The sequence below is a fragment of the Streptomyces spongiae genome (genome assembly GCF_009377185.1).
GTDB classification, from domain to species: Bacteria; Actinomycetota; Actinomycetes; order Streptomycetales; family Streptomycetaceae; genus Streptomyces; species Streptomyces spongiae.
The window spans coordinates 1-20,950 of the sequence record NZ_VJZC01000126.1; the positions used below are offsets into that span (position 1 = coordinate 1).

General features: G+C 71.2%; 15 protein-coding genes and 1 pseudogene. 8 read left to right on the forward strand and 8 right to left on the reverse strand.

The genetic code is table 11. The annotated features are described in order from the left end of the window. Window positions 1–547, reverse strand: a pseudogene (locus tag FNH08_RS19210) (hypothetical protein); the annotation flags it as partial. A gap of 126 nt (window positions 548–673) precedes the next feature. Here FNH08_RS19210 and FNH08_RS19215 point away from each other — a divergent pair. After that, on the forward strand, window positions 674–1,282 hold the full coding sequence (locus tag FNH08_RS19215; RefSeq protein WP_152772726.1) for a YceI family protein: 609 nt from the start codon (window positions 674–676) through the stop codon (window positions 1,280–1,282). A gap of 183 nt (window positions 1,283–1,465) precedes the next feature. Beyond that, window positions 1,466–2,833 (forward strand): hypothetical protein, encoded by a 1,368-nt coding sequence (locus tag FNH08_RS19220; protein ID WP_152772727.1) that lies wholly within the window; start codon window positions 1,466–1,468, stop codon window positions 2,831–2,833. 82 nt (window positions 2,834–2,915) lie between these two features. Here the strand turns inward: FNH08_RS19220 and cimA are convergent, their stop codons facing one another. From cimA to FNH08_RS19235, 3 genes are all read right to left on the reverse strand, one after another. After that, window positions 2,916–4,520, reverse strand: coding sequence for a citramalate synthase (cimA, locus tag FNH08_RS19225; protein ID WP_152772728.1), 1,605 nt, complete (start codon window positions 4,518–4,520; stop codon window positions 2,916–2,918). Between the two features lie 738 nt (window positions 4,521–5,258). Further along, window positions 5,259–6,347, reverse strand: coding sequence for a branched-chain amino acid aminotransferase (locus FNH08_RS19230; protein WP_152772729.1), 1,089 nt, complete (start codon window positions 6,345–6,347; stop codon window positions 5,259–5,261). A gap of 270 nt (window positions 6,348–6,617) precedes the next feature. Continuing rightward, window positions 6,618–7,661 (reverse strand): 3-isopropylmalate dehydrogenase, encoded by a 1,044-nt coding sequence (locus tag FNH08_RS19235; protein WP_152772730.1) that lies wholly within the window; start codon window positions 7,659–7,661, stop codon window positions 6,618–6,620. 143 nt (window positions 7,662–7,804) lie between these two features. Here FNH08_RS19235 and FNH08_RS19240 point away from each other — a divergent pair, with 143 nt between their 5' ends. Further along, window positions 7,805–9,379 (forward strand): purple acid phosphatase family protein, encoded by a 1,575-nt coding sequence (locus FNH08_RS19240; RefSeq protein WP_152772731.1) that lies wholly within the window; start codon window positions 7,805–7,807, stop codon window positions 9,377–9,379. A gap of 97 nt (window positions 9,380–9,476) precedes the next feature. Here FNH08_RS19240 and FNH08_RS53110 read toward each other — a convergent pair whose 3' ends face one another. Next, window positions 9,477–9,605: a hypothetical protein gene (locus tag FNH08_RS53110; protein WP_152772732.1), complete on the reverse strand. Its 129-nt coding sequence runs from the start codon at window positions 9,603–9,605 to the stop codon at window positions 9,477–9,479. A gap of 337 nt (window positions 9,606–9,942) precedes the next feature. On the opposite strand from FNH08_RS53110, the gene FNH08_RS19250 reads away from it, so the two are divergent. After that, the gene (locus tag FNH08_RS19250) at window positions 9,943–11,871 is read left to right on the forward strand and encodes a glycoside hydrolase family 97 catalytic domain-containing protein (protein ID WP_152772733.1); all 1,929 of its coding nucleotides are present in this window, start codon (window positions 9,943–9,945) and stop codon (window positions 11,869–11,871) included. Window positions 11,872–11,908: 37 nt separating this feature from the next. On the opposite strand, the gene FNH08_RS19255 is transcribed toward FNH08_RS19250, so the two are convergent. The 3 genes from FNH08_RS19255 to FNH08_RS19265 all read right to left on the reverse strand — a co-directional run bounded on the left by FNH08_RS19255 (window position 11,909) and on the right by FNH08_RS19265 (window position 15,419). Further along, window positions 11,909–12,778, reverse strand: coding sequence for an alpha/beta fold hydrolase (locus FNH08_RS19255; protein WP_152772734.1), 870 nt, complete (start codon window positions 12,776–12,778; stop codon window positions 11,909–11,911). 21 nt (window positions 12,779–12,799) lie between these two features. Next, window positions 12,800–14,431, reverse strand: a complete 1,632-nt coding sequence (pruA, locus tag FNH08_RS19260) for an L-glutamate gamma-semialdehyde dehydrogenase (RefSeq protein WP_152772735.1) — start codon at window positions 14,429–14,431, stop codon at window positions 12,800–12,802. Window positions 14,432–14,492: 61 nt separating this feature from the next. Continuing rightward, window positions 14,493–15,419, reverse strand: a complete 927-nt coding sequence (locus FNH08_RS19265; RefSeq protein WP_322724835.1) for a proline dehydrogenase family protein — start codon at window positions 15,417–15,419, stop codon at window positions 14,493–14,495. Window positions 15,420–15,582: 163 nt separating this feature from the next. Here FNH08_RS19265 and FNH08_RS19270 point away from each other — a divergent pair, with 163 nt between their 5' ends. The 4 genes from FNH08_RS19270 to FNH08_RS19285 form a co-directional block, all read left to right on the forward strand. After that, a complete protein-coding gene (locus FNH08_RS19270) occupies window positions 15,583–16,791 on the forward strand; it encodes a PucR family transcriptional regulator (protein WP_152772736.1) in 1,209 nt (402 codons plus the stop codon). A gap of 89 nt (window positions 16,792–16,880) precedes the next feature. After that, window positions 16,881–18,368, forward strand: a complete 1,488-nt coding sequence (locus FNH08_RS19275) for an ABC transporter substrate-binding protein (protein WP_322724836.1) — start codon at window positions 16,881–16,883, stop codon at window positions 18,366–18,368. Between the two features lie 8 nt (window positions 18,369–18,376). Further along, window positions 18,377–20,158: an ABC transporter permease subunit gene (locus FNH08_RS19280; protein ID WP_152772737.1), complete on the forward strand. Its 1,782-nt coding sequence runs from the start codon at window positions 18,377–18,379 to the stop codon at window positions 20,156–20,158. Then, window positions 20,148–20,950: ABC transporter ATP-binding protein (locus tag FNH08_RS19285; protein ID WP_152772738.1), on the forward strand; the 803-nt coding region annotated here is incomplete at its 3' end. The genes FNH08_RS19280 and FNH08_RS19285, both read left to right, overlap by 11 nt.

Below are 20,950 nucleotides of genomic sequence, written 5' to 3' on the forward strand. Positions count from 1 at the left end.
GCCCCGCCCGCTGCCCCGCCCACTCGCCCATTTCCTCCGCCGCCCGGCCGGCGAGGTAGCGGGTGTACACCGACGCCAGCGCGGGGAGGTCCGTATGCACAGAACCCACGACCCTCGGCCGTCCCGCCCCTCTCCGGGCCGCGCTCCGGGCGAGCCGGGCGGCGGTCGTGGCGTACGCGAAGCAGTGCGTCAGGTGCCAGACGTCGTGCTGAGGGAGCAGCGTCGCGAGGCGAGGGTGGTAGGGAGCGAGGTCGGAGACGTCCTCCGCGTCGTCGGCCGACGTCAGGGCGGCGGTACTGAGCACCGGGCGCAGCATGACGAACCGTACCCGTGGCGACAGGGGCTCGATCCGCTCCCGGTCGCCGAGGAAGTAGACGGTCAGGTCCAGCCCCGCGGTGTCCGGCAGTCGGGCCGCGCTCTCCGCGAAGCGTTCCCAGCATTTGACGTGACCGCCCGCTGTGCCGCTCCGCATCAGCTCGACCAGGACCGCGACCGAGAACATGATCGCCGAGTACCACCCCGTCCGCTGGTCCAATCGGAACCGCACCGCTCCTGAAAGTTGAAAGTTGAACGGGAATAGGTCTACGGTGAGGCTCGTTGAATTCGTCAAAGATTCAACAAATCCGGCCGCGGCTTCCGGACAAGACCGCGCCCCGTCCCCAAGGAGCACGTCATGGGCATCTTCGGCAGCAAGAGCAGCACCACCGAGACCACCGCCGAGACCACGACCGCCACCGACCTCGCGGCACTGACCGGCGACTACGCGATCGACCCGGCGCACTCGACGATCGGCTTCGTGGCCCGCCACGCCATGGTCACCAACGTCAAGGGCTGCTTCCTCGAGTTCTCGGGGGCACTGCACCTGGACGGCACGGACCCGGCGCGGTCGACCGCCTCGATCGACGTCAAGATGGACAGCATCGACACCGGTTCGGCGGACCGCGACGGTCACCTCAAGAGCGCGGACTTCTTCAAGACGGACGAGTTCCCGACGATGACGTTCCGCTCCACCAAGGCGGAGCCCCTGGGCGGGGACGACTACCGCATCACCGGTGACCTCGCCATCCTGGGCACCACCAGGCCCCTGACGATCGACCTGGAGTTCAACGGCTCCGCCAAGGACCCCTTCGGCAACGAGCGCGTCGGCTTCGAGGGCAAGGCCGAGATCCTCCGCTCCGAGTGGGGCCTCACCTGGAACGCGGCCCTCGAGACCGGCGGCGTCCTCGTTTCCGACAAGATCAAGCTGGTCTTCGACATCTCCGCGATCAAGAACGCCGGCTGAGTCCCCACGGCTCCGTACTCACCCCTGAGCACGCCCGCCCGCCGATCCCCGTACGGTGGGCGGGCGTTCGGCTGCGTGCCGTTGCCTCGTGCCGCGCCCTGCACGACCGGTCCGGATCGGCCTCTCACAGCTCCCCGAAGCCATCTCGTCCACTTTCGTCCCGTGCGAGGTAGCGTCGAGTATATGGACGCTGCACTCGTTCGCGGTCTTCTGCGCCTGCTGGCCGTTCCGCTCGTCGTGGCGCTGGCAGTGCTCTCGTTCGGTGTGTCCGGCGCGCAGGCGGCCACCGACGTGTCCGAGGTCGCGAAGTCCCTGCGTGAGAGTCCCGTCTACGTCGATCCGGCGGCCACCGACCAGCTGTCCGGGTCGGACGCCGAAGCGCTGGCGGACAAGATCAAGGACGCGGACGAGCCGATCTTCGTGGCGGTCCTGCCGGCGGACTTCCCGACCCAGAACCTCTTCGCCAAGCTCCGCACGGAGACCGGCATCACCGGTCTGTACGGCGTCCGCCTCGGCGACCGCTTCGACGCGCGGGCCGACAGCAGCGTGCTGAGCCGGCCGGCGGTGGACAACCTCGTCACCGCGGTCCAGGACACGGGCGACGCCAAGGCCCAGCTCAACGACTTCGTCGACGACGCGACGCGCAGCGGCCTCGGCGGCTCGGCACCGTCGAGCTGGAGCGGGGGCGGCGGCGACCCGGGCGTGGACACGGGTGCCCTGGCCGCTGTCGGCGCGGTCCTCGCGGCGGGCGGCGCGAGCGCGTACGCCCTGGTCCGCCGCAACCGCCGCCGGAAGGAGGAGGAGCGGCGTGCGGCGCTGGAGAAGCTGCGCGTCGTGGTCGATGAGGACATCACCGCGTTCGGTGAGGAACTCGACCGCCTCGACTTCCACCCGGCGGAGCCTGGCGCGGACGACGCCATGCGCGCGGACTACGAGCGGGCGCTGGACGCGTACGAGCGCGCGAAGTCGTTCATGGCCGCGGCCCGGCGCCCCGAGGAGGTGCGCGGGGTCACCGAGGCCCTGGAGGACGGCCGGTTCTCGCTCGCGCAGCTGGCCGCGCGCCGTGAGAGCCGCCCGCTGCCCGAGCGCCGCGCGCCCTGCTTCTTCGACCCGCGGCACGGCCCGTCGGTGGCCGACGCGACCTGGACCCCCGAGGGCGGCACCGCGCGTGAGGTCCCGGTCTGCGCGGCCGACCAGGCGCGGCTGGCCGACGGCCTCGACCCGATGACCCGCGAGGTGGACACCCCGTCCGGCCGCCGCCCGTACTGGGAGGCGGGCCCGGCCTACGGCCCCTGGGCGGGCGGCTACTTCGGCGGCGGCATCCTGCCCGGCCTGCTGATCGGCACCCTGCTCGGCCACATGATGGCCACCCCGTCGTACGCCGCGATGTACGGCGCCGGATACGGCGACTTCTCCGGCGGCGGCTTCGAGGGCGGGGACGTCTCGGGCGCGGACTTCAACAGCGACGACTTCGGCGGCGGCTTCGGCGGCGGGGACTTCGGCGGCGGGGGCGACTTCGGAGGCGGCGGGGACTTCGGCGGAGGTTTCTGACGCTGGACGGGCTCCCCGGGACTGAGCGCTCAGCCTCGGGGAGCCCGTCTGTTCACCGGTGACTGCTCCTGTTCACCGCTCGCTACTCCGCCGGCTCCACCCCGGCCCGCAGCAGGCCGTACGTGTACGCGTCCTCCAGCGCCTGCCAGGACGCGGCGATCACGTTGTCGGCGACGCCCACCGTGGACCACTCGCCCGTGCCGTCGGACGTGGAGATCAGGACGCGGGTCGTGGAGTTCGTGCCGTGCTTGCCCTCCAGGATGCGGACCTTGTAGTCGACCAGCTCCAGCTTCGCGAGCTGCGGGTAGATCTTCTCCAGGGCGACCCGGAGGGTGCGGTCGAGGGCGTTCACCGGACCGTTGCCCTCGGCGGTGGCGACGATGCGCTCGCTCTTGGCCCACAGTTTGACGGTGGCCTCGTTGGCGTGGCTGCCGTCGGGGCGGTCCTCGACGATGGCGCGCCAGGACTCGGTGCGGAAGTAGCGCAGGGGCTTGCCCGCCATCTCCTCGCGGAGCAGCAGCTCGAAGGACGCGTCCGCCGCCTCGTACGTGTATCCCTTGAGCTCGCGCTCCTTGACCCGCTCCACGACCCGGCCGACCAGCTCGCGATCACCGCCCAGGTCGACGCCGAGTTCCTTGCCCTTGAGCTCGATGGAGGCGCGGCCGGCCATGTCGGAGACCAGCATGCGCATGGTGTTGCCGACGAGCTCGGGGTCGGTGTGCTGGTACAGGTCCGGGTCGACCTTGATGGCGGAGGCGTGCAGGCCGGCCTTGTGCGCGAAGGCCGATACGCCCACGTACGGCTGGTGCGTGGAGGGTGTGAGGTTCACGACCTCGGCGATCGCGTGCGAGATGCGCGTCATCTCGCGCAGCCTGCCCTCGGGGAGGACCTTCTTGCCGTACTTCAGCTCCAGTGCGGCGACGACCGGGAAGAGGTTGGAGTTGCCGACGCGCTCGCCGTAGCCGTTCGCCGTGCACTGCACGTGGGTCGCGCCCGCGTCCACCGCGGCCAGGGTGTTCGCCACCGCGCAGCCCGTGTCGTCCTGGGCGTGGATGCCGAGGCGGGCGCCGGTGTCGGCGAGGACGGTGGCGACGACGGCCTGTACCTGGGCGGGGAGCATGCCGCCGTTGGTGTCGCACAGGATCACCACGTCGGCGCCGGCCTCCGAGGCCGCGCGGACGACCGCCTTCGCGTACTCGGAGTTCTCCCGGTAGCCGTCGAAGAAGTGCTCGCAGTCGACGAAGACGCGGCGCCCCTGTTCCCGCAGGAAGGACACCGTGTCCCGCACCATCTCCAGGTTCTCGTCCAGCGTCGTGCGCAGGGCCAGTTCCACATGCCGGTCGTGGGACTTGGCGACCAGGGTGATGACGGCGGCGCCGGAGTCGAGCAGCGCCTTGACCTGCGGGTCCTCGCTCGCCTTGCCGCCGGCGCGGCGGGTCGCGCCGAAGGCGACCAGTTGGGCGTGCTGGAAGTCGATCTCCTGCTGGGCGCGGGCGAAGAACTCGGTGTCGCGCGGGTTGGCGCCGGGCCAGCCCCCCTCGATGAAGCCCACGCCGAAGTCGTCCAGGTGCCGTGCGATGGCCAGCTTGTCCGCGACGGTGAGGTTGATGCCCTCACGCTGCGCGCCGTCGCGCAGGGTGGTGTCGAAGACGTGGAAGGAATCGTCGAGCTCACTGGTTTCGGTCATGGTTTCGGCTCCTGTGTTGGGTCTCGGTCTACCGGAATGACCGGCTCCACCGTCCCCCGATGTTCCTCGCGCTCTCTTCCCGGCTGATGGTGGGCCAGGAAAACGAAAAACCTCTCGCGGGTGCGAGAGGTCTGCGCGCGGGTCGAGGACGACGGTGTCCGCCCGTACGTTGTCGTACGTGGCGGTCACTGCGGACCGGCGCGCCTGCTGCCAATAATCATGGCGAACGAGAGCACGGAGGCAGTCTGGCACAACCTGTCCCCGTGCTCACCCTCCGTCTCAGGATGCGAACACCGCGCTGATCATCGCAGGCGGCGTACGTGCGAGGTGGTCCCCCCGCGGCCGGTCGTTCTCATTGCGCTGCCCGTCGGAGGTGAGGCTGACCCGCTCGACGCGCGGGGCGTGTGGTGTGTGCGGTGCTTGTGGCGCTGCCGCGGCCGGAACAGTGGCGGCCGCGGTGAGCGTGAGCAGCAGCGCCGCGCCTGAGCCGACGCGCGTGGAGACGCGCCGAGAGTGGCGTAACGAAGCACGTGCGGTGACGGACATGGTTTCCCCCCGAAACCTTGTCTTCTCCCCCGGCCCTGCGCCGAGGGCTCACCGGGATACGAATACACCGCCAACCCCGGGTCACTCCGCTCATCTACGCACAATCCGGACGTCGCGTCGTGCGTCCGCGAGCATGCTCCAGGGCCGCCGCGGACCAGAAGTCCGGGGCGGCCCCGACGGTCATCGGTGGGGTCAGCCGAGCCCGTGCATCCAGCCGTGGGCGTCCTTGGCCTTGCCGCGCTGGATGTCGAGCAGCGCGTCACGGAGCCGGACGGTGACCTCGCCGGGCTCGCCGCCCGACTGCTGCCACTCGGCGCCCGTGCGCTTGACGGTGCCGACGGGGGTGATGACCGCGGCGGTGCCGCAGGCGAAGACCTCCGTGAGCGTGCCGTTCTCGGCGTCGCCCTGCCACTGCTCGAGGGAGACGCGGCCCTCCTCGGCGGTGTATCCGAGGTCGCGGGCGACGGTGAGGAGCGAGTCACGGGTGACGCCCTCCAGGATCGAGCCCGTCAGCGTGGGCGTGACGATCCGGTCCCCGTACACGAAGTACAGGTTCATGCCGCCGAGCTCCTCGACCCACTTGTGCTCCACCGCGTCGAGGTAGCAGACCTGGTCGCAGCCCTTGGCGGCGGCCTCGGCCTGGGCGAGCAGGGAGGCCGCGTAGTTGCCGCCGGTCTTGGCGTCGCCCATGCCGCCGGGGACGGCGCGGACACGGTCCTCGGAGAGCCAGATGGAGACCGGCTTGACGCCGCCCGGGAAGTACGCGCCGGCCGGGGAGGCGATCACCAGGAAGAGGTACTCGTTGGCGGGCTTCACACCCAGGCCGACCTCGGTGGCGATCATGAACGGGCGCAGGTACAGGGACTCCTCGCCGCCGTGCGCGGGCACCCACGCCTTGTCCTGCCGGACCAGCACGTCACAGGCCTCGATGAACGTCTCGACCGGTAGCTCGGGCATCCCGAGGCGGTGGGAGGACCGCTGGAAGCGCCGGGCGTTCATCTCGGGGCGGAAGGTGGCGACGGACCCGTCGGGCTGCCGGTAGGCCTTGAGGCCCTCGAAGATCTCCTGCGCGTAGTGCAGGACCATCGTGGCCGGGTCGAGGGAGATCGGCGCGTACGGGACGAGCTGGCCGTCGTGCCAGCCGCGGCCCTCGGTCCACTTGATCGTCACCATGTGGTCGGTGAAGTGGCGGCCGAACCCGGGGTTGGCCAGAATCGCCTCCCGCTCCGCGTCGGAGAGCGGATTGGCCGAGGGCTTGAGCTCGATCGTGGGCGTCGTCATGAGTCGTTGTCCTTCACCGGTATGTGTGTGGCGGGCCGCGCTCGGTACGGCTCTGGCGGACCAGTGCTAGGACGTCCGAGCATTCCCCCGCTGGGCGGCTCCGCGTTCGATTATCTCAAGCGGGCGGCCGTGGAAGGAATGGCAAGAATGCGGCCCTTGGGCATGCCCAGGGAGATTGATGGTGACACCCGGCGAGGGCACAGGAAAGCCGCCGGGTGCGTGGGGTGCGACCCGGCGGCTTACTCGGAAAGCGTGAGTGGCGCGGCGGGGTCAGCCGGCTACTCGTACGGCGAGCGCGTCGCCGATCTCGTCGGTGGAGCGAGCGGGCTTGCCGACACGCTCCGCGAGGTCGGTGGAGACGGCCTCCTCGATGCGCGCGGCCTCGGCCTCGTAGCCGAGGTGGCGCAGCAGGAGGGCGACGGACAGGACGGTGGCCGAGGGGTCGGCCTTGCCCTGGCCGGCGATGTCCGGGGCCGAGCCGTGGACGGGCTCGAACATGGACGGGAACTCGCGGCTCGGGTTGATGTTGCCGGAGGCGGCCACGCCGATGCCGCCGGAGACGGCCGCGGCGAGGTCCGTGATGATGTCGCCGAAGAGGTTGTCGGTGACGATCACGTCGAAGCGCTCGGGCTGTGTGACGAGGTAGATCGTCGCCGCGTCGACGTGCATGTACTCGGTGGTGACGTCGGGGTATTCCTCGGCCACCTTGTTGAAGATGTTGGTCCACAGGTGACCCGCGAAGGCCAGCACGTTGTTCTTGTGGATCAGCGCCAGCTTCTTGCGCGGGCGGGCCTGCGCGCGGGCGAAGGCGTCCCGGACGACGCGCTCGACACCGAAGGCCGTGTTGACGGAGACCTCGGTGGCGACCTCGTGCGGGGTGCCCTTCCTGATGGTGCCGCCGTTGCCCGTGTACGGGCCCTCGGTACCCTCGCGGACCACGATGAAGTCGATCTCGGGCTGGCCGGCGAGCGGGGTGGCGACGCCGGGGAGCAGCTTGCTCGGCCGCAGGTTGACGTGGTGGTCGAAGGCGAAGCGGAGCTTGAGCAGGAAGCCGCGCTCCAGGACGCCGGACGGCACGGACGGGTCGCCGATCGCGCCGAGCAGGATCGCGTCGTGCTGCTTCAGGGCGTCGAGGTCGGCGTCGGTGAGGGTCTCACCGGTGGCGTGGTAGCGCTTGGCGCCGAAGTCGTACTCCTTGGTCTCCAGCTTCACGTCCTCGGGGAGGACGGCGGAGAGGACCTTCAGACCCTGGGCCACGACTTCCTGGCCGATGCCGTCACCGGGGATCACTGCGAGATCGATGCTGCGAGACATGACGGCACCGTACTCCTTGTCCCATGGAATGACACGGGGTGTCCGCGATGTGGACCCCTTCGTGTCGCCCCGGCGCCAATCCGTTGACTGGCGTTCACCCCTGCGTTTGCCCGGAGTTGGGTACCGCTGGGAAGTTCTCTCCCATGGAGACACCGGACTTCGGCATTCCGCAGCACATCGCGCGCCGTATGAGCATGGCGGAACAGCACGAGTACCTGCGCACGAGACTGTCCCGGCGCCGCACGCTGGTGACCGCGAGCGCGGTGGCAGGCGGGCTGCTGACCGGCTGCTCGGGGTCGGACACGGCGACGGCGGACCGCTCGCCCGCGCCCGGCACGACCTCCACGGAGCGGGTGCACGGTTCCGTCGTCACCCCGTTCGGCCGGCATCTCGCCTTCGGCGCCGACCCGAAGACACAGATGCGGATCTCCTGGCAGGTGCCGCTCGCGGTCAGGAAGCCGTACATCCGCGTGGGCCTCAAGCCCGACGACCTGAGCCGGAAGATCGAGGCCGAGGTCCGCGACCTGTCCACCCCGGCGCTGGGGGGCCGTCCGGCGTACGAGCAGTACTACGTGCACGCGGCCCTGGACGGCCTGCGGCCCGGCACGACGTACTACTACGGGGTCGGCCACGACGGCTTCGACCCCGCCTCGTCGCAGGGCCGGTCGACGATCGCCTCCTTCCGTACAGCGCCCGCGAGCCCGGAGAGGTTCGTCTTCACCGCCTTCGGCGACCAGGGCGTGAGCGCCGAGGCGATCGCCAACGACAAGGTGCTGCTGCGTCAGGAGCCCGCCTTCCACCTGCACGCGGGCGACATCTGCTACGCCGACAACACGGGCCACGGCGAGAAGTCGGACCTGTTCAACCCGTCGACATGGGACTCGTTCCTCAAGCAGACCGAGCCGGTGGCGAAGTCGGTGCCGTGGATGGTGGCGGTCGGCAACCACGACATGGAGGCCTGGTACTCGCCGGACGGGTACGGCGGGCAGCTGGCCCGCTTCTCCCTCCCGGACAACGGCTTCGACCCGCGCAAGGCGCCGGGCGTGTACGCGTTCACGTACGGCAACGTCGGCGTGGTGTCCCTGGACGCGAACGACGTCTCGTACGAGATTCCCGCCAACTTCGGCTACACGGACGGCAAGCAGACCAAGTGGCTGGACCGGACGCTCAAGGACCTGCGGGCGTCCGACTCGGTCGACTTCATCGTCGTCTTCTTCCACCACTGCGCCTACTCGACGTCGAAGCACGCGTCCGACGGCGGTCTGCGCGCCGAGTGGCTGCCGCTGTTCACCAAGCACCAGGTGGACCTGGTGATCAACGGACACAACCATGTGTACGAGCGGACCGACGCCATCAAGAACGGCGAGGTCGGCAAGCCGGTACCGATCGGCGCGTCGACGGATCCGACACGGGACGGGATCGTGTACGTGACCGCGGGCGGCGGCGGTAAGACCCTCTACGGCTTTCCCGACGGCGTGAAGGACAGCTACGAGGGGCACGTCGAGGACCGCGAGTCCATCGAGTCGTTCCTCTGGACGAAGTCGCAGAAGGAGAAGAGCGAGACCGTGGAGTGGTCGCGGGTGCGGTACAACGGGTTCTCCTTCCTCTCGGTGGAGGTGGAGACCGGTACGGGCACCGGGGCCGCCCGGCTGAAGGTGTCGGCGCTCACGGAGAAGGGCGAGCGCATCGACCGGTTCGAGGTGCGGCGCGGCAAGTGAGCCGGGGCCCGTCGACGGGTCCGTACCCACGGCCGCGCCGCACCCCGGGCGGGGTGCGGCTCCCGGCTGAAGGGAGGTGCTGCTCGAACGGCTCGGATCAGTGTCCGGTCGCTCCGCCGTTGTCCCTGCGGTCGAGGGCGCGCTGGAGCGCGGCGGCGGCGTTCTTGCGGTCGGAGTCGGTCGTACGGGAGACGCGACGGACTCGGCGGCGGGCAGTCTCGGCCATGAGGGATCCACTCCTTCGAGGACATGCGGGAATACGGAAAGAGGGGTTACGAGACAGACGCCGGATGAGGCGGGAAGCGGGGCCGCAGGGGTTGCCTGCCTTCGGGCTCCGGCTCACGACCGCCATTCGCTTGGTCGAGCGAGACGTTCGGCTCCTACAAAAGTAAGCGACGGAGGGTCACCTGTCTCCACAATTACTTGGGCTTCCTACTATCTGAGACAGTGCGGTGCGTCACACCGCGTAGTTATCCGATGTATATGGCTGCGAGACTCCTTGACAGCCCCAGAAAGCGCATTCACTCTCACAGTCATCGGATGACTGTGACAGGGAGAGCCGCATGCCCGCCATACCGGCCCTACTAAGGCCGCGCCCCCTCGTACTGACACTCTGTTCCGCACTCCTCGCCTCGGCAGTGGCCGCACCGCCCGCCCTCGCCGACCCCACGCCACAGGCGAAGTCCTGGAAGGTGTCGGGACCGCCCGGCTCCCCCACCGCCGTCGTGGCCCTCGACCCGACCGACGGCCGGCCCACCCTCGCCGTCAGACGCGGCGACCGCACGGTCCTGGAGCCGTCGCCCGTCGGTCTGGTCACCGAACGGGCCGACTTCACCAAGGAGTTGACCTTCACCGGCCGCAGCGACCGCAAGGTGGCCGGGAGTTACACCAGCACGACCGGCAAGTCCGAGCGGCGCACGGTCGACATGACCGAGTCCCGCTTCCGGTTCCGTACGGCGGCAGGCGCCCGCGTCGACCTGGTGACCCGGGTCGCCCGGGACGGCGTCGCCTACCGCTACGTCCTCCCCCGCGACGAGGGTGACGTCCTGAGTGAGGCGTCCGCGTTCACACTGCCCACGGGCACGGACGCGGTCATCGGCAAGTACCGCCCCGACAACGAGCTGCTCTTCTCCCGGTACGCGTCGGCGACGCAGCCGACGACGGGCACCTACATGATGCAGGCCCTCTTCAACACCCCCGGCGGACAGGCCCTGATCGCCGAGTCGGACGTCAACGGCTCCTACTCCGGAGCCCACTTGACCCACGAGGAGGGCTCCCCGACGTACAAGGTCGCCCTCTGGAACGACGAACCGGTCCAGGTGCCCGACGGCTCCGCGCTCACCACCCCCTGGCGGGCGGTCATCACCGGCGACCTGGCGACCGTCACAGAGTCCACCTTCGTCGACGACCTGGCCCCGCCCTCCCGCGTCCGCGACACCTCCTGGATCAAGCCCGGTCCCGCGCTGTGGACCTGGCTCGCGGGCGGCAAGGAGGCCGGGCAGAGCCTGGAGGCGCAGAAGAAGTACGTCGACTACGCGGCCGAGCGCGGCTGGCCGTACGAGGTGGTGGACGCGGGCTGGTACTACAAGCCCGGCGAGTGGGACGTCATCGACCCCGACTGGCAGACGAACAATTGGATGCCCGAGCTGGTGCGGTACGCGGCGGCCAAGGGCGTCAAGATCCAGGTCTGGCTCCACTACACGCTGCTCACGGACCCCGCCGAGCGCGAGAAGTGGCTGTCCACGCTGGAGCGCTGGGGCGTGAAGGGCGTCAAGATCGACTTCATGGACTCGGAGTCCCAGGAGCGCATGCGCTGGTACGACGACGTCCTGGAGGCCACCGCCCGCCACCACCTGATGGTCAACTTCCACGGCTCGACCATCCCCAAGGGCCTGCAGCGCACCTGGCCTCAGGTGATGACCTTCGAGGGCGTCGGCGGCGAGGAGAAGCGCACCAACACCGCCGAGCACCTCGCGGCCCTGCCCTTCACCCGCAACGTCATCGGCTCGATGGACTTCACCCCGGGCGCCTTCCACCGCCCGTACCGGCCCAACGTGAACTCGGACGCGGGTGAGCTGGGCCTGACGGTCCTCTACGAATCCGGCATCCAGAACCTCGCCGGGACCCCCGAGTCGTACGACGCCCGTCCCGAGGCCCGCCGCTACCTGGAGCAGCTGCCCGCACGCTGGGAGCACACCCGGCTGCTGACCGGTGACCCGGGCCGCTCCGCCGTCCTCGCCCGACAGGCGCCCGACGGACGGTGGTTCATCGGCGGTACGTTCGCGGGCGCGGCCCAGACCGTGGACGTTCCGATGCGGCTGGGCTCCGGCCGCTGGCTCGTGGAAACGGTCACGGACGGCCCGTCGGGACTCGTCCGCGCACCGCACGTGGTCCGGGGCGGCGACACCCTCGCCGTGCCGGTGATCGCGGACGGCGGCTTCGCGGCGGTGGCGTGCCGCTGGTGGCAGGGCCGGACGAGCTGCGACAGCTGAGCCCTGCGGTCGACGCGCGGGGCGGTCGCGACGGTACTCACAGCACCGTCGCGACCGCCTCGCGGAAGCCGTCCGGGTCCTCGACCCAGGGGAGATGGCCGGCGTCCGGCAGCACCACCCGCCGTACCTGTGGCAGGGCCCGCTCCAGCGAGTCGACCGCCGAGCGCGGCCGGATGTCCCGCTCGCCGTCGACGATGACGACGGGCAGGTCGAGGGCCTGGCAGGCTGCGTACAGCTCCGGGGTGCCCCAGGCCCGCCTCCGCTCGGCGTTGAGGGCCTTGCTGCACTCGGTGTTGATGCCGAACCAGGGGTCGGCCATGCGCTCGGCGTGCTCGGGAGCGCGCTCGCGGTCCTCGAACTCGGCCGTCCACTGCAGTACCGCCCACTCCCGTTCCTCCTCGTCCGTCCGCTGCGGGCGGTCGGTCAACTCCCGCCATCGGGCGCGCCGTTCGGGATGTTCGCCGATCCGGGCGAGGAGGTTCTCCTCATAGGCGCCGCGCCAGTCGGCATCGGGCCCGATGCCGATTCCGGCGACGTAGACGAGCGCGCTCACCCTCTCCGGATGGGCCAGCGCATAGCTCAGCGCCAGTTGCGCGCCCCAGGAGTGGCCGAGCAGCGCCGTGCGATCCGGCGCGTAGTGCGCGCGCACGGCGTCCAGATCGGCCACGAACCGCTCGGTCGTCCACGGCCCGGCGCACCGCTCGGAGCGACCGCAGCCGCGCTGGTCCCAGCGGACGGTCGTGGCCAGACCGCCGAGCAGCCCGGCCACGTCCTCGAACATGTCCCACAGTCCGGGGCCGCCGTGGCACATCACCAGGGGTGTGCCACGGCCCGACCCGCTCGCCCACAGCCGTACGCCGTCGTCGGCGGTCACCGTCCCCGTCGTCCCGCTCTCCGTCCAGGTCATGGTGGAGAGTGTGCCGGGATCTCAGCCCATGTGGGGGTAGGTGTAGTCGGTCGGCGGGACCAGGGTCTCCTTGATGGCGCGGGTGAGCGTCCAGCGCATCAGGTTCTGCGGGGCGCCGGCCTTGTCGTTCGTGCCCGAGGCACGGCCGCCGCCGAAGGGCTGCTGGCCGACGACGGCACCCGTCGACTTGTCGTTGATGTAGAAGTTGCCGGCCGCGAAGCGGAGCTTCTCGGCCGTGTACGCGGCGGCCGCACGGTCGCCCGCGATGACCGAGCCGGTGAGCGCGTAGTCGGCCACCGACTCCATCTGGGTCAGCATCTCCTCGTACTGCTCGTCCTCGTAGACGTGCACGGCGAGGAACGGACCGAAGTACTCGGTCCGGAAGACCTCGTTCTCCGGGTCGCCGCACTCGACGACGGTCGGGCGGACGAAGTAGCCCACCGAGTCGTCGTACGTGCCGCCCGCGACGATCGTGCAGGTGGGGTCCTCCTTGGCGCGGTCGATCGCGGCCTTGTTCTTGGCGAAGGAGCGCTCGTCGATGACGGCGCCGATGAAGTTCGACAGGTCGGTGACGTCGCCCATGGTGATGCCGTCGACCTCGGCCGCGAACTCCTCCTTGAAGCCGGAGTTCCAGATCGACGCCGGGACGTACGCCCGGGAGGTCGCGCTGCACTTCTGGCCCTGGTACTCGAAGGCGCCCCGGGTCAGGGCGGTCTTCAGCACGGCGCGGTCGGCGCTCGGGTGGGCGACCAGGAAGTCCTTGCCGCCGGTCTCGCCGACGATGCGCGGGTAGGAGCGGTACTTCTCGATGTTGTTGCCGACCGTCTTCCACAGGTACTGGAAGGTCGGCGTCGAACCGGTGAAGTGGATGCCCGCGAGATCGCGGTGCTCCAGGGCGACCTTCGACACCTCGATGCCGTCGCCGGTGAGGAGGTTGATGACGCCCTTGGGCAGCCCGGCCTCCTCCAGCAGCCGCATGAGCAGGACGGCCGCGTGGGTCTGCGTCGGGGACGGCTTCCAGATGACGACGTTGCCCATGAGGGCGGGGGCGGTGGGCAGGTTGCCCGCGATGGCGCTGAAGTTGAACGGCGTGACCGCGTAGACGAAGCCCTCCAGCGGGCGGTGGTCGAGGCGGTTCCAGACGCCCGGGGAGTTGGCGACCGGCTGCTCGGCGATCAGGTCGCGGGCGTACTGCACGTTGAAGCGCCAGAAGTCGATCAGCTCACAGGGGGCGTCGATCTCGGCCTGCTGGGCGGTCTTGGACTGCCCGAGCATGGTGGAGGCGGCGATGGTCTCGCGCCACGGCCCGGACAGCAGCTCGGCGGCGCGCAGGATGATGGCGGCGCGGTCGTCGAAGGACATGGCGCGCCAGGCGGGCGCGGCGGCGAGGGCCGCGTCGATGGCGTCCTGCGCGTCCTGCTGGGTCGCGTTGCGGTAGCTGCCGAGCACGGCCTTGTGGTTGTGCGGCTGGACGACGTCGAAGCGCTCGCCGCCGCCGAGCCGCTTCTCGCCGCCGATGGTGCAGGGCAGGTCGACGGGGTTCTCGGCCAGCTCCTTGAGCTTGGCCTCCAGCCGGGCGCGCTCGGGCGAGCCGGGGGCGTAGCCGTGCACCGGCTCGTTGACGGGGGTGGGGACCTGGGTCACAGCGTCCATGGGTTCCGTAACTCCTTCTTGAGCGGTGTTGCGAGCGGGGGTGCGGGGTGGGGTGCGAGGGTCAGCCCTTGGTGATCATGCTGCGCGCGAAGAACCGCAGGTTCGCCGGCTTCTCCGCGAGCCGCCGCATGAAGTACCCGTACCAGTCGGTGCCGTACGCGGTGTAGACGCGCATCCGGTGGCCCTCGGCGGCCAGCCGAAGGTGCTCGTCGCTCCTGATCCCGTACAGCATCTGGAACTCGTACTCGTCCGGCTTGCGCCGGGCGCGGTGGGCCAGTTCCTGCGCGATGGAGATGAGGCGCGGGTCGTGGGACCCGATCATCGGGTACCCCGCACCCTCCATCAGGATCTTCAGGATGCGGACGTACGCCCGGTCGATCTCGTGCTTCTGCTGGTACGCGACCTCGGCGGGCTCCTTGTACGCGCCTTTCACGAGGCGTACGCGGCTGCCGTTCGCGGCGAGGCGGCGGGCGTCCTTCTCGGTGCGGAACAGGTACGACTGGATCACGCACCCGGTCTGCGGGAAGTCCTTCCGCAGTTCGTCGTGGATCGCGAACATCGAGTCGAGGGTGGTGTGGTCCTCCGCGTCCAGCGTGACCGTGGTCCCGATGGCCGCGGCGGCCTCGACGACGGGCCGGACGTTGGCGAGGGCGAGCTCATGGCCGCCTGGCAGCGCTTGCCCGAACATGGACAGCTTGACCGACATCTCGGCCCGCGCCCCGAGCTCCAGCTCGCCCAGCCGGCCGATCAGCTCCAGGTACGCGTCCCGGGCGGCCCCGGCCTGCTCGGGCGTGGTGATGTCCTCGCCGACCACGTCCATGGTCATGAACAGGCCCTTGCCGGTGAGCTCCTTGATGACCGGCACGACGTCGTCCACGGACTCACCGGGGATGAAGCGGTCGACGACCGACTTGGTCACGGGTGCCGCCGAGATCATCCGGCGCATCCGGTCGCTGCGCGACGCGGCGAGAATCACGGGACCCAGCACGGGGCACCTCCACAAGGGAACCAGCGGATGGCCGCCACCCGACCAGTCGGGGACGGCACGAAGAACCACCGTGAAACCTAAGGATCCCTCCGATCGTCGGCCATCGACAGACGTCACGCATCCGTGCCCTGGATCTCAGACAGATGTATGAAGGGCCCGGGAGATGCGGGAGAATGCCCGAGTGACGGACGTTTTCAAGGCGGGAGGTACGGCGGGCCGGGACGACTACCAGGAGCTGGTCGACGAGATCTCGGGCCTGCTGGGCCTGCCCGCCACGCTGGAGAACCGCGACTTCGAGCTGATCGCCTTCGGGGCGTACGACAGTGAGGGCGACCTCGACGAGTCGGCGCTGGACCCCGTGCGCACCCGCTCGATCCTCACGCGCCGCTCGACAGTGACCGTGCGGGAGTGGTTCGAGGGCTTCGGCATCACCCGGGCGTCCGGTCCGGTGCGGATCCCGCCCACTCCGGAGGCGGGGGTGTACCGGGGACGCATCTGCCTCCCGGTCCGCCACCGGGGTGTGGTCCTCGGGTACGTCTGGCTGCTGGACGGCGAGCCGGGACCCACCGACGCCCAGCTGTCCGCCGCCATGGAGGTGACCTCCCGGATCGGCGCCCTCCTGGTGGACGAGGCCCAGGCGGGCGCGGACCTGACACGTGAGCTGCGGGCGGCCCTCACGGCGGAGCCCGGCTGGCAGCAGGACATGGCGGTGGGCGAGCTGCGCACGGGCCTCGGCTCGCGGGCGGACGGCCTCCACACGGTGGTCTGCGTGACCCCCTGGCCGTCCGCCGACCCCTCCGACGCACCGTCCGCGCGCGCGGTGCCGGGGACGACGGCGCTGTGCACGGTGCCGTGGGGGGCCGCCGGCCAGAGCCTGGCGCTGTTGGTGCGGCTGCGCTCGGCGGACGTGTCGCAGCCGGCCCGGACAGCGGCGGCCCGGCTGCTGGAGCGGGCGGGTGCGGACGCGGCGGCCGGCGTCGCGGGCGCCCGCTCCGGGCTCGCCGACCTGGGCACCGCATGGCAGGAGGCGTCGGCGTCGGCCCGCGCCGCGCTGGCCGAGCCCCGGCTGGGCCCGATCGCCGAGTGGTCCCGCATCGGCCCGTACCGCCTGCTCACCACGCTGTCCCTCGGAGCGGTCCAGGACCCGTCCGTACGCAGGCTGCTGACCGACGCGCACCGCGAACTCGCCCACACCGCCGAGGTGTTCCTGGACTGCGCGGGCCAGGCGGGGCGCACGGCCGCCGAGTTGGGCATCCACCGGCAGACGCTGTACTACCGCCTCTCCCGCGTGGAGCAGCTCACGGGTCTGGACCTCGACGACGGCGAGGACCGCCTGCTGCTGCACATGGCCCTGAAGGCACACCGTCTCTGAGCCCGGCCACCCCTGACTCTTGAAAACGATTGTCATCATGCTACGGCCAGCGCACTCTCTCTTGACCGCTCCTTTACCCGGAGGGCCCCGTGCGCCTGCCCGCTCGTCTGCTTCCCCTCGCGGCCCTCACCGCGGCCTCAGCCCTGCTCACCGGGTGCTTCACCTCGGCCGGAACCAGTGACACGTCCGCCGGAGGCAGTCGCATACGCCTCGCCATGATGCAGCCGCCGCGCTCGGGGCTGTCCCCGCTCTCCGACGACGCGTTCAAGCTGTCCCGCTGGTCGACGGCCGAGACGCTGGTGAAGCTGGACGCGGAGGGTGACGCGAAGCCGGCGCTGGCCACCAGGTGGCAGCAGGACGGGCGGACCTGGACGTTCGAGATACGTGACGGGGTGACGTTCCACGACGGCACCCGGCTCACCCCCGAGGCGGTCGTCCGCTCCCTGACCAGGGCGGCCACCGCCTCCCCCAAGCCCCGCATCCTCGACGGCGTCGAGCTGACCGCGAAGGCCGAGAACGACAAGGTCACCGTCACCACGGCCGCCGAGGACCCGCTGGTCCCGCAGCGCCTCAGCTCACCGCAACTGTCGGTCCTGGCGGCGAAGGCGTACCGGGGCAAGACGGTGAACCCGGTCGGCGCGGGCACCGGCCCCTTCGAGCTGACCAAGGTGAACGGCACCTCCTCGGCCGCCCTCGACCGCTACGACGACTACTGGGGCGGCAAGGCCAAGTCCCCCGGAATCGACGTGAGGTTCGTGCCGGACGGCACCGCCCGCGCGGCCGCCCTGCGCAGCGGCGAGGCCGACATCGTCGAGGCCGTCCCCGTCTCCCAGGCCGCTGTGCTCGACCAGGACCTGATCACCGAGGTCCCGATGCCGCGCACCAACACCCTGTACCTGAACACCGAGAAGGGCGTCTTCAAGGACGCCTCGCTCCGGGCGGCGGCCCGTGAGGCCATCGACGCGAAGTCGATCGTCGAGGGCGTGTACGAGGGGCGGGCGGACGTCGCCGAGGGGCTGCTCGGTCCGGCGCTGCCCTGGGCCGCCGAGCTGCGGTCGCCGGTGAAGCGGGCAGAGGCCGGTGACCCGTCCGGCAAGCCGATCACCATCGGCACGTTCACCGACCGGGCCGAGCTGCCCGAGGTCGCGGCCGCGCTGCAACAGCAGCTCCAGAAGGCCGGGTTCAAGGTGCAGCTGGAGATCCGCGAGTACGCGAACATCGAGTCCGACGCGCTGGCGGGCGCGTTCGACGCGTTCATCCTCTCCCGGGCGACGATCCTCGACTCCGGCGACCCGGCCGCGTACCTCTACAGCGACTTCGGCTCCGACGGCTCCTTCAACATCTCCCAGCTCGCCGACCGGAAGGTCGACGCGGCCCTGGACAAGGCCACCGAGGCCAAGGCCGGTGACACCCGCCGCAAGGCCGTCAGCGAGGCCGAGGCCGCCGTGCTCGCCACCGACGCGGCGGTGCCGATGCTGCACGAGCGCGTGGTCCAGGGCGACGCGGCCGGGGTGACGGGCGCGGCCCACGACCCGCGCGAGCGCGAGCTGGTCACGGCCGACACGTACGTCAGGTGAAGCTGTCCATGAGGCGGTTGGTGAGCACGGCCGGTATCACCCGCCTGGTCTGCCTCGCCGCTGTACTGGCGGCCGTCGGCCTGCTGCCGTGGCTCTCCGGCAGGGACCCCGCGCTGACCGTGCTGCGCGCGCGGTCCGCCGAGCAGGAGGCGACACCCGAGGCCCTGGCCGCGATCCGCGCCGACCTCGGTCTGGACGCGGGCCCCCTCTCCCTGCTGGGGAGTTGGGCCTCCGGACTGCCGCACGGCGACCTGGGCACGTCATGGGTGTCGGGCACGGAGGTGCTCCCCTCCGTGGTCGCGGGCCTCCAGGTGTCGCTCGGCCTGATGGCCGCCGCCTTCGGGGTCGCGGTGCTGCTGGCGTGTGCGCTGGTGGCGCCGGTGCTCGTCCGGGGCCGGGGTTCGGCCGGGGCGTTCGCCGCGATGCTCGCCGCCGTGCCCGAGTTCCTGCTGGCCACGGTCGCGCTGCTGGTGTGCGGGGTGTGGCTGGGCTGGTTGCCGACCTCGGGCTGGCAGGGCCCGCTGTACATGGTGCTGCCCGCGATCGCGCTCGGTGTGCCGGCGGGCGGGCTGCTCGGCCGCCTGGTCGCGGACGCGCTGCCCGCCGTGCTGGACGAGCGCTGGGTGGAGCTGTGGCGGGGCGCCGGGGTGAGCAAGGCGCGTGTCTCGGCGGCCGCGCTGCGGCGCGTACTGCCGCCCCTGGTCCCGCAGTTCGGTATGGCGGCCGTCGGGCTGACGGGTGGCGCGGTCGCCGTGGAGACGGTGTTCGCGGTGCCCGGCATCGGCCGTACGGCACTGGGGGCGGCCAAGTCGCAGGACCTGCCGCTGCTCCAGGGGTCGGTCCTGGCACTGCTCGCGCTCGGCCTGGTCACGGGCGCGCTCGCGGCCGCCGTACGGCGTCGGCTGCTCGGCCCGGCGCTGCGGGACGCGGGCCTGACCCTGCCCACGGCCCGCCCGGTCCGTACCCGTCCGGCCGTCCCCGTGGTGCTCGCGGCGGTGCTGGTGACGGCCGTCGGCTGGGGGCTGCTGCGCGACCCCTACGCGGTGAACACGACCTCCCGGCTGCTGGCACCGTCCTGGGCGCACCCGCTCGGCACGGACGGGCTCGGCCGGGACGTACTGGCCCGGCTGGGGCATGGCGCCGCCTCCACGATCGGCACGGCGGCCGCGGTCTGTCTGGCGGGGCTGCTCCTGTCGCTGGCCCTCGGTTTCCTGCCGTCCGTGGCGTCCGGCGCCTCGGACATCGCCAACGCGCTGCCGCCGGTGATCGCGGGCATCCTGGTCGCGGCGGTCGTCGGCCCCGGAACGGGCGGCGCGGCCCTCGCCGTGGCCCTCCTGTCCTGGCCCGCTCTGTCGGCGCACGCGGCGGCCCTGGTGCAGGAGGTCCGCGCCTCGACGTTCCTGGCCGCCCAACGGGCCATCGGGGCAAGCCCCTCGTGGATCCTGACCCGGCACGTGCTGCCCTCCGTGGCCGGCCCTGTCACCCGCCACGCGATCCTCCGCCTCCCCGGCATCGCCCTCGCCCTCGCGTCCCTGGGCTTCCTGGGCCTCGGCGCCCAACCGCCCACGCCCGAGTGGGGGTTGCTGCTCGACGAGTCCCGCGCCTACGTGGAACGCGCCCCGTGGGCCGCCCTCGCCCCGGCGGTCGCCCTGGCCCTGCTGGCCGGTCTCGCGGTGTCGACGGCGGCGTACGCGGAAGGACGCGGAGGACTCGGAGGACGCGGAGGACGGCGTACGCGAAGGGTCACCAAGGCAGGTGCCTTGACGAAGGAGGCCACCGTTGGAGTCTGACGTGGTGCTGTCGGTGCGGGAGTTGCGGATCGCGTTCGACGGGGTGGAGGCCGTGCGCGGCCTGTCCTTCGACGTCCGTCCGCGTGAAGTGTTCGCCCTCGTCGGCGAGTCGGGCGCGGGCAAGTCCCTCACGGCACGGGCCCTGCTCGGGATGCTGCCCCGGGGCGCGACGGCGAGCGGGACGGTGCGCCTGTGCGGGGCGACCGATCTCGCGGCCCAGCGCGGCCGCCGTATCGCGCTCGTCCCCCAGGACGCCCTCTCCGCGCTCTCCCCCGTGCACCCCGTGGGCGACCAACTCGCCGCCGCCGTACGGTCGGTGGCCGGCGTCTCGCGCAAGGAGGCCCGTGCGCGCGCGGTCGCCGCACTCGACCGTGTGGGCATCCCCGACGCCGTACGCAGGGCGCGCGCGTACCCGCACGAGTACTCCGGCGGTATGCGCCAGCGTGCCGTCATCGCCATGGCGACCGTCAACGAGCCGGACCTGCTCGTGGCCGACGAACCGACGACGGCGCTGGACGCGGAGCTCCAGGGGCAGGTGCTGCGGGTCCTCGGAGAGCAGCGCGAGGCCGTCGGCGCCGCGCTCGTGCTGATCACGCACGACCTGTCGGTGGTCCGGGACCACGCGGACCGCGCGCTCGTCATGTACGCGGGCCGCCAGGTCGAACAGGGCCCGGTGGCGAGGGTGTTGGACCGTCCGAGGGCGCCGTACACGGCCGGACTGCTGGCCTCGCTCCCGCGGGAGGACGCCTGGCAGCACCACGGCCACCGGCGCCTCCCCACCATCCCCGGCAC